Annotated in this window: 6 protein-coding genes; all 6 read right to left on the minus strand. The window is 62.5% G+C overall.

From position 1 onward, the window contains the following. Positions 1-4 precede the first annotated feature (4 nt). Positions 5-1,300: an MFS transporter gene (locus D906_RS04840; RefSeq protein WP_025754936.1), complete on the minus strand. Its 1,296-nt coding sequence runs from the start codon at positions 1,298-1,300 to the stop codon at positions 5-7. 157 nt (positions 1,301-1,457) lie between these two features. Further along, on the minus strand, positions 1,458-2,354 hold the full coding sequence (locus D906_RS04845; RefSeq protein WP_019098131.1) for a LysR family transcriptional regulator: 897 nt from the start codon (positions 2,352-2,354) through the stop codon (positions 1,458-1,460). Positions 2,355-2,438: 84 nt separating this feature from the next. Continuing rightward, the gene (locus D906_RS04850; RefSeq protein ID WP_027615354.1) at positions 2,439-4,475 is read right to left on the minus strand and encodes a pyridoxamine 5'-phosphate oxidase family protein; all 2,037 of its coding nucleotides are present in this window, start codon (positions 4,473-4,475) and stop codon (positions 2,439-2,441) included. Positions 4,476-4,502: 27 nt separating this feature from the next. Continuing rightward, a complete protein-coding gene (locus tag D906_RS04855; RefSeq protein ID WP_019098133.1) occupies positions 4,503-5,132 on the minus strand; it encodes a glutathione S-transferase family protein in 630 nt (209 codons plus the stop codon). A 303-nt stretch (positions 5,133-5,435) separates the two neighbouring features. Beyond that, positions 5,436-5,987 (minus strand): UPF0149 family protein, encoded by a 552-nt coding sequence (locus D906_RS04860; RefSeq protein ID WP_016712047.1) that lies wholly within the window; start codon positions 5,985-5,987, stop codon positions 5,436-5,438. 152 nt (positions 5,988-6,139) lie between these two features. Further along, on the minus strand, positions 6,140-6,805 hold a 666-nt coding region (locus D906_RS04865; RefSeq protein ID WP_028614393.1), incomplete at its 5' end, for a thiamine pyrophosphate-dependent enzyme.

Below are 6,805 nucleotides of genomic sequence, written 5' to 3' on the forward strand. Positions count from 1 at the left end.
AGCCCTACGCAACTGCCTCAACGGGTGTCGCCATCGGCTTTTCAGCCGAGGTACCCCGTACCTCGCGCGCCACCTTCCACACCAACATCGCCGCCACAATATCGAACGCGGCCAGCACCACGAACAACGGGCTGTAGCCAATCTGTGTGACCAGCACGCCGAACACCAAAGTAAACGCCGCCGCACCCAGATACCCGCACATGCCGCCCATACCGGTCGCCGTGGCCACCTGGTCCTTGCTGAACGAGTCGGAAGTGATCGCGTACAGCGCACCCGACAGCGTCTGGTGGGCAAACCCGCCAATGCACAGCAACAGGATCGCCGTGTACGGGCTTTCCACCAGGCCAATGCAGGCCGGGCCGATCATGCAGCTGGCGCCGAACACCAGCACCATCTTGCGCGAGGTGAACAGCGACACCTTGAAGTAACGGTGGAACAGCGGGCTGAGATACCCGCCCAGCACACAGCCGATGTCCGCCGCCAGGAACGGCAGCCAGGCGAACATCGCCACTTCCTTGATGTTCATGTGCCGCTCGGTCATCAGGTACAGCGGAATCCAGGCATTGAAGGTTTGCCAGGCAGGCTCCGACAGGATCCGCGCCGACGCGATGGCGTAGAAGTTGCGGGCCTTGAAGATACGCTTCCACGCGCCCTTCTCGCGGGTGTCCTGCTTGAAGTGCGCTTCCTGCCCGGCCAGGATGTAGTCGCGCTCCTCGTCACTCAGGCGTTTCTGGTCGCGCGGGTGCTTGTACAGCAGCATCCACAACAGGGTCCAGACAATGCCCGAAACGCCAACGATCACGAACGCCAGCTGCCAGCCACTGTGCAGGATCGCCCACACCACCAGCGGCGGCGCCAGCAAGGCGCCGAGCGACGAGCCGATGTTGAACCAGCCAATCGCCACCGATCGCTCCTTGGCCGGGAACCACTCGGTGGTGGCCTTGACCCCGGCCGGCAAGCCGGCGGCTTCGGTCATGCCCAGCAACCCACGCATGAACGCCATGCTTTGCCAGCCGGTGGCCAGGGCCGCGCCGGCACAGGCCAGCGACCAAGCCATGGCGAACACGGCAAAGCCCAGCTTGGTGCCGATGAAGTCGATGAACCAGCCGGCAATCGGCTGCATGAGGGCGTAGCACACCTGCCAGGCAGCGACGATCTTGGCGTATTGCTCGGTACTAATGGAGAGGTCGGTCATCAAGGTGGGGGCAGCCACCGAGAGGGTGTTGCGGGCGAGGTAGTTGACGACGAGCCCAGCCGTGACAAGGCTGACCATCCACCAACGGATGCCTTTCATCTTCATGGTTCACCTGAATTTCTTGTTTTTAGAGTGACGAACGTTTGGCGCAAGCGCCGGCAGGGCTATTTGCGACAAATTGTTTCAGGCGAAAGAGTGGCACGTCATAGGTCATCGTACAACAAATATTATTTCAAGCTATTTTTACCTGCGTTGTACGATCTCAATCGAGTTGCTGTGCTCGCAGTGTCTGCGCCAGCATGTCGATGAAGGCCCTGACCTTGGCCGAGCCATACTTGCTCTCCCGGTGCAGCACATGAATTGGCCAGGGCGCCTCTTCGTACTCGGCCAGAATCACCTGCAGTTGCCCGTTGGCCAGTTCATCGGCCACTTGGTACGACAACAACCGGGCAATACCCAGCCCGCCACTGGCAGCCGCGATGGCCCCATCGTTGCTGGTGACCGTCAGCCTCGGCTTCATGCGTACCATGGTCGGCTCTTCTGTCACCCCAAAGCGCCAGCCGGCACGGGGCGACAGGTTGGTGGTGCCGATTACCGCATGCCCGGCCAGCTCCGAGGGATGTTTCGGCACGCCATGTCGCGCCAGGTAATCGGGGGATGCGCACAACATGCGCCGCACCCTGCCGACCCGCAACGCCTTCAACCCCGAGTCGGGCAACGGGCCGATGCGCACCGCAACGTCCATGCCCTCCTCGACCATGTTCACCACGCGGTCCAGGAAGTAGGCAGACACATCGACTTCAGGGTACTGCTGCAGGTAGCGGACGATGCACGGCATGACGAACTTCTTGCCGAACAGGATCGGCGCGGTAACCGCCAGGTCGCCCTTGGGGGTGGCGTTGATGCCCGCAGCGGCGGCGTTGGCCTCGTTGATGCTGGCGAGGATATGCCGGGTGTCTTCCAGGTAGCGGCCTCCCGCTTCGGTCAGGCGTACGCTGCGGGTAGTGCGCTGCAGCAGTTTTACCCCAAGCTGGTCTTCCAGGGCGCAGACGGCGCGGGTGACGGCGGCCGGGGAAATATCCAGGCGCCGGGCAGCAGCGGCGAAGCTTTCCAGCTCACCTACGGCGACGAACACCTTCATCAGGTGGATCTGGTCCATGCGGGCTCCTGAGGACATGAGGTGCCGGGATTATTATTCATCTGGGCATTTTGTGCTGCCCGCGAAGAGGGCGGGACTGGTTTGTCAGATGTCCAGCACCAACGCCTGTAACCTCTCCTCCACCTGCGCCGGCACCGCACAACAGATCAACACAGACCCCGCCTCCGGCAGCTCTGCCGGTGGATTCGGATAATGCACCTGGCCACTCACAAGCTTGGTCTTGCAGGTACCACACGAGCCACCCCGACAACTGAACTCCGGCGCCAGCCCGCGCGCCTCGGCCAGCTCCAGCAAGGTACCGCTACCGGGTGCCCAGCGCGCTTCCTTGGCTGACGCCGCAAAGTACACCGGTACTGGCTCGCTGGCGGCGGGCGGCTGTTGCAAGGTAGGCTGGTCGGCGTCCGTGTGCCGCCGCAACGTCGACGGCCCAAAGGCTTCTGCGTGAATCCGCGCATCCGGCACATGCACGCCCCGCAGCCCTTCATACAGGTCCTGGGTAAAGCTGCCTGGCCCACACAGGTAGAAATCGTAGTCATCCAGCGCCAGCGTGGCCTTGACCTGCTCGATGCCCAGACGCCCGGCAAACTCGTAATCTCGTCCAAGCAGCGCATGTTCTTCCGGCTGGCTCAGGGCGCGATGGACGTGCAGCAGGCCTCCCGCCTGTTGCCGCAAGCTCGCCAGCTCCTGCCCGAACGGCAGGTCGGTCAGGCTACGCGCGCCATGGAACAAGTGGATATGCCGCGTCTGAGCCTTGCTCAACTGCTCGCGCAGCATGGCCAGTAATGGCGTGATACCCACCCCCGCGCCAATCAGCACCAGCGGCCGCGTGCTCTGCACGTCCAGCGTGAAACTGCCCATGGGTGGACGCACGTTAAGCACATCGCCGGGCGCGATGCGCTCATGCAAATGCCGGGAAACCGGGCCCTGGGCTTTGACGCTAATGCGCAAATAGCCGTCGGAAGGTGCACTGGACAAGCTGTAGGTGCGGATCAGCGGCGTTTCACCGTCGCGCTGTACCTGCACCGGAACATGTTGCCCGGGTGCAAACACTACAGCGCCATCGCTGGGCGGCTGAAGGTAGAACGAACGGATATCGCGGCTCTCCTGCTCCACTCGCAGCACGCGCCAGGCTTGCCATTGGCGCTGTTGCTGACGTTGCTGCAAACGCGCATCGGCCTCGGCCCAAATGCCGGTCATCAGGCTGGTCGGTGCGTACTCCTTGAAGGCCCAGCGCAGGGAAACCGCAGCCGGCCGCCACACCACCTGCTCGACCTCCAGCGTCCACAGCCGCTCTGCACCTTCGAAAGCCTGGATGGCCGGGCTTTCCAGCAGCACCTCGGCACGGCCACACACCTGCAATACGTTGCCGTTGCTGAAGTCGATGAACAGCAAACCTGCCCTCGGGTTAACCAACAAGTTGCCCAAGGTGTTGAAGTGCAGGTTACCGGCGTAGTCGGGAATGGTCAGCGTGTTGCCTTCGACCTTGACGAACCCTGGCCGACCGCCACGGTGGGAAACATCCACCGAGCGCTGGCCGCCTTCATGCTCGACATAGCTGGCGACGAAGAATGTGTCAGCAGACTGGATCATGCTGACGGTCGTGGCATTCAGTGTTGTGGCATCGACGCGCCCTTGGGCCGGTTCGGTGACGCGGGTGTAGTCGCGCAGCTGGATGTACTGCGGGCAGTTGCCGAACGACTGGTCCACCGTCACCTGCAATTGCCCTGCAGCAGCCTGGCGGATCTGCCCGTTGAGGCGGTTGCGCCGGCGGGTGTGCAGTTCGATGCCCAGCAGGCCGATTGCCTGCCCGGCGACCAGCCCCGGGGTGGCTGGGTCATCTGCCGGTACCCTGGTGTCAATCGTCAATTGGCGTGGGTCGGGCGAGCTGACGAAACCTTCCGGCCCTTCCAGCAGCGTCGCCCAGGGCCGCCCCTGAGCGTCAACGCTGGCCGCCACCATGAACGGCAACTGGTGATAGAACGTGCGGTGCTGGTCGGGCATGTAGTCACGAATGACCTTTTGCCCGAACGCCTCCATGCGCTCTGCTACACCGACCTTTTCCTGCAGGGTTTTCTCGCCCGCATGCCAGGGCGAGGGGCGTTGGTCCGGCGTCTGTTGCATGGCGGCGTTCCTCCCGAGGACGGGGTGTCAGGCGCTGGTCTGCAGCCCGATCACGGTACGTGGCATGGGCACGAAGCCCGGCAGTGACTCGATCCGTGCCAGCCAGCTACGCACATTGGCATAGGGCTCCAGCGACACATTGCCTTCCGGTGCGTGAGCGATGTACGAGTAGTTGGCGATGTCGGCGATAGTGGCTGTGTTGCCAGCCAGGAAGGGCGACTTGGCCAGCTCGGCATCGATCACCTTGAGCAGGGTGTGGGCGCGAGTGATCACTTCGTCGGTGTTGAACGAAGCACCGAACACGGTCACCAGGCGGGCGGCGGCGGGGCCGAAGGCCAGCGGGCCTGCAGCGACCGACAGCCAGCGTTGAACGCGGGCGGCAGCGGCTGGCTCTTCGGGCAGCCAGGTGCCGTTGTCATATTTTTTGGCGAGGTAGACGAGGATGGCATTGGAGTCTGCGATCACCGTGCCGTTGTCATCGATGACCGGTACCTGGCCGAACGGGTTAAGGGCCAGGAAGTCCGGTTGCTTGTGCGCCCCTTTGGCCAGGTCGACGAACACCAGCTCGGTAGGCAGGTTGAGCAGAGACAGCATCAGTTCAATGCGATGGGCGTGGCCAGACTTCGGGAAGTTGTAAAGCTTGATCGGGTTCGACATGGGCTTGGCTCCTGGTCAGCACCGGAGTGGGCTGATGGAGCACATGCTGCACCTGATCGGCGCAGAGCAGAATCCGTGTGATGAGGAAACCATAATTTCGCTGCGCGAAATAATTCGCCAGATCGGTCATGCCAAGCACCAATTGCCGCGCCAGCGCGACGCCGCATCCCCGAGCGCTTGGCTGCCACACTGTCGGCGTTCGAGATCCGCCCCAAGCACCTCTGAGCCAACTGTGTGCTGGATCTGCTGGTCTCTTCGCGGGTTACCTGCGAAGAGGCCAGCAGCCTTATTGCATACTCCGAATCAGTGCAGCTTGTTGAAATACCGGTACAGCCCCCGCGCGGCCTCGACCACCTGTGGCACGCACGCCTGGATATCGGCTTCGCTCATCTGGTCCAACAACTCGAAGTTGTCCTCCAGCCCATGCAGCGAAATAGCCTTGAGCAGTTGATCCTGCTCCGGCGGCAACGCCTCCCAACCGGCAACCTGGGTACCGCGCATGTAACCGAAGCACCACTCTTCCATGACGATCACATTGCCTTGCTCACCTTCGTTTTCTTCGAATAGCGGCTCGAAGTGGTCGACGTCGTCACCCAGCTCTTCTGCCACCTGGTTGGCATAGCGCAGCATCAACGCGGTGTACGCTTCTTCATGCGCAGGCTTCTTGAACTTCGGTACCTTGCCACCGGCTACCGCAGGCAGCCATTGCTCGGGGTAGACGGTGACCGGCGAGCTGGCGAGCGCGGTGAAAAAACCATTGAGTTCGGCCAGGTTCAGCACCGAGTAGTCGTTGCCGTAAGTGATCAGCAGGTCTTCGAGGCGGGCGAGTTCTTTTTCGCTGAGAGCGGGGAGCATGGGCGTACATCCTGAGAAGCAAAAGTGTGTGCACCCTAGCACAGCAACGCTTGAAGGGTTGCCCGTGCGTGCCACAGCACGGGCAGATTTTTCAGGAGGGCAGCCAACCCGGCAACTCATGCTGCCGGTCGGTGCCAGCTTGAAGCTACGCCTTACACCGCCAACGCGCGCTCACGTAGCTCGCTGTTGAGGATGCGGTCGTTTTCGCTGTAATCGACCGGGCAGTCGATCACATGTACGCCTGGGGTCTTGATGCAGTGCTCCAGCAGCGGCAGCAGGCCTTCGGCGCTTTCGACGCGGTGGCCGTTGGCACCGTAGGCTTCGGCGTATTTGACGAAGTCCGGGTTGCCGTAGTCCAGGCCGAAATCGGTGAAGCCCATGTTGGCCTGCTTCCAGCGGATCATGCCGTAGCCGTCGTCACGCAGGATCACCACGGTGATGTGCATGCCCAGACGGACTGCAGTTTCCAGCTCCTGGCTGTTCATCATGAAGCCGCCGTCGCCACATACCGAAATCACCGGGCGGTCCGGGTGCACCAGGTGCGCCGCCATGGCCGATGGCAAGCCGGCGCCCATGGTCGCCAGGGCGTTGTCCAGCAGCACGGTGTTTGGCTTGTGCGCCTTGTAGTTACGGGCAAACCAGATCTTGTAGATGCCGTTGTCCAGGGCAACGATGCCTTCGGACGGCAACACGCGACGGATGTCGGCAACCAGGCGCTGCGGGTAGACCGGGAAGCGGTCGTCGTCGGCGCCTTCGGCGATTTGCGCTTCGTTGGCTTCACGGATGGCCATCAGGCGAGTGAAGTCCCAGTGCGAGGT

The sequence above is a fragment of the Pseudomonas sp. LAIL14HWK12:I1 genome (genome assembly GCF_003202095.1).
In the GTDB taxonomy this organism is placed as follows: domain Bacteria; phylum Pseudomonadota; class Gammaproteobacteria; order Pseudomonadales; family Pseudomonadaceae; genus Aquipseudomonas; species Aquipseudomonas monteilii.

Excerpts from the sequence above, each read along its gene's own strand:
- D906_RS04840 (WP_025754936.1), bottom strand. The coding sequence starts at position 1,300 with ATGAAGATGAAAGGCATCCGTTGGTGGATGGTCAGCCTTGTCACGGCT.
- D906_RS04845 (WP_019098131.1), bottom strand. The coding sequence starts at position 2,354 with ATGGACCAGATCCACCTGATGAAGGTGTTCGTCGCCGTAGGTGAGCTG.
- D906_RS04850 (WP_027615354.1), bottom strand. The coding sequence starts at position 4,475 with ATGCAACAGACGCCGGACCAACGCCCCTCGCCCTGGCATGCGGGCGAG.
- D906_RS04855 (WP_019098133.1), bottom strand. The coding sequence starts at position 5,132 with ATGTCGAACCCGATCAAGCTTTACAACTTCCCGAAGTCTGGCCACGCC.
- D906_RS04860 (WP_016712047.1), bottom strand. The coding sequence starts at position 5,987 with ATGCTCCCCGCTCTCAGCGAAAAAGAACTCGCCCGCCTCGAAGACCTG.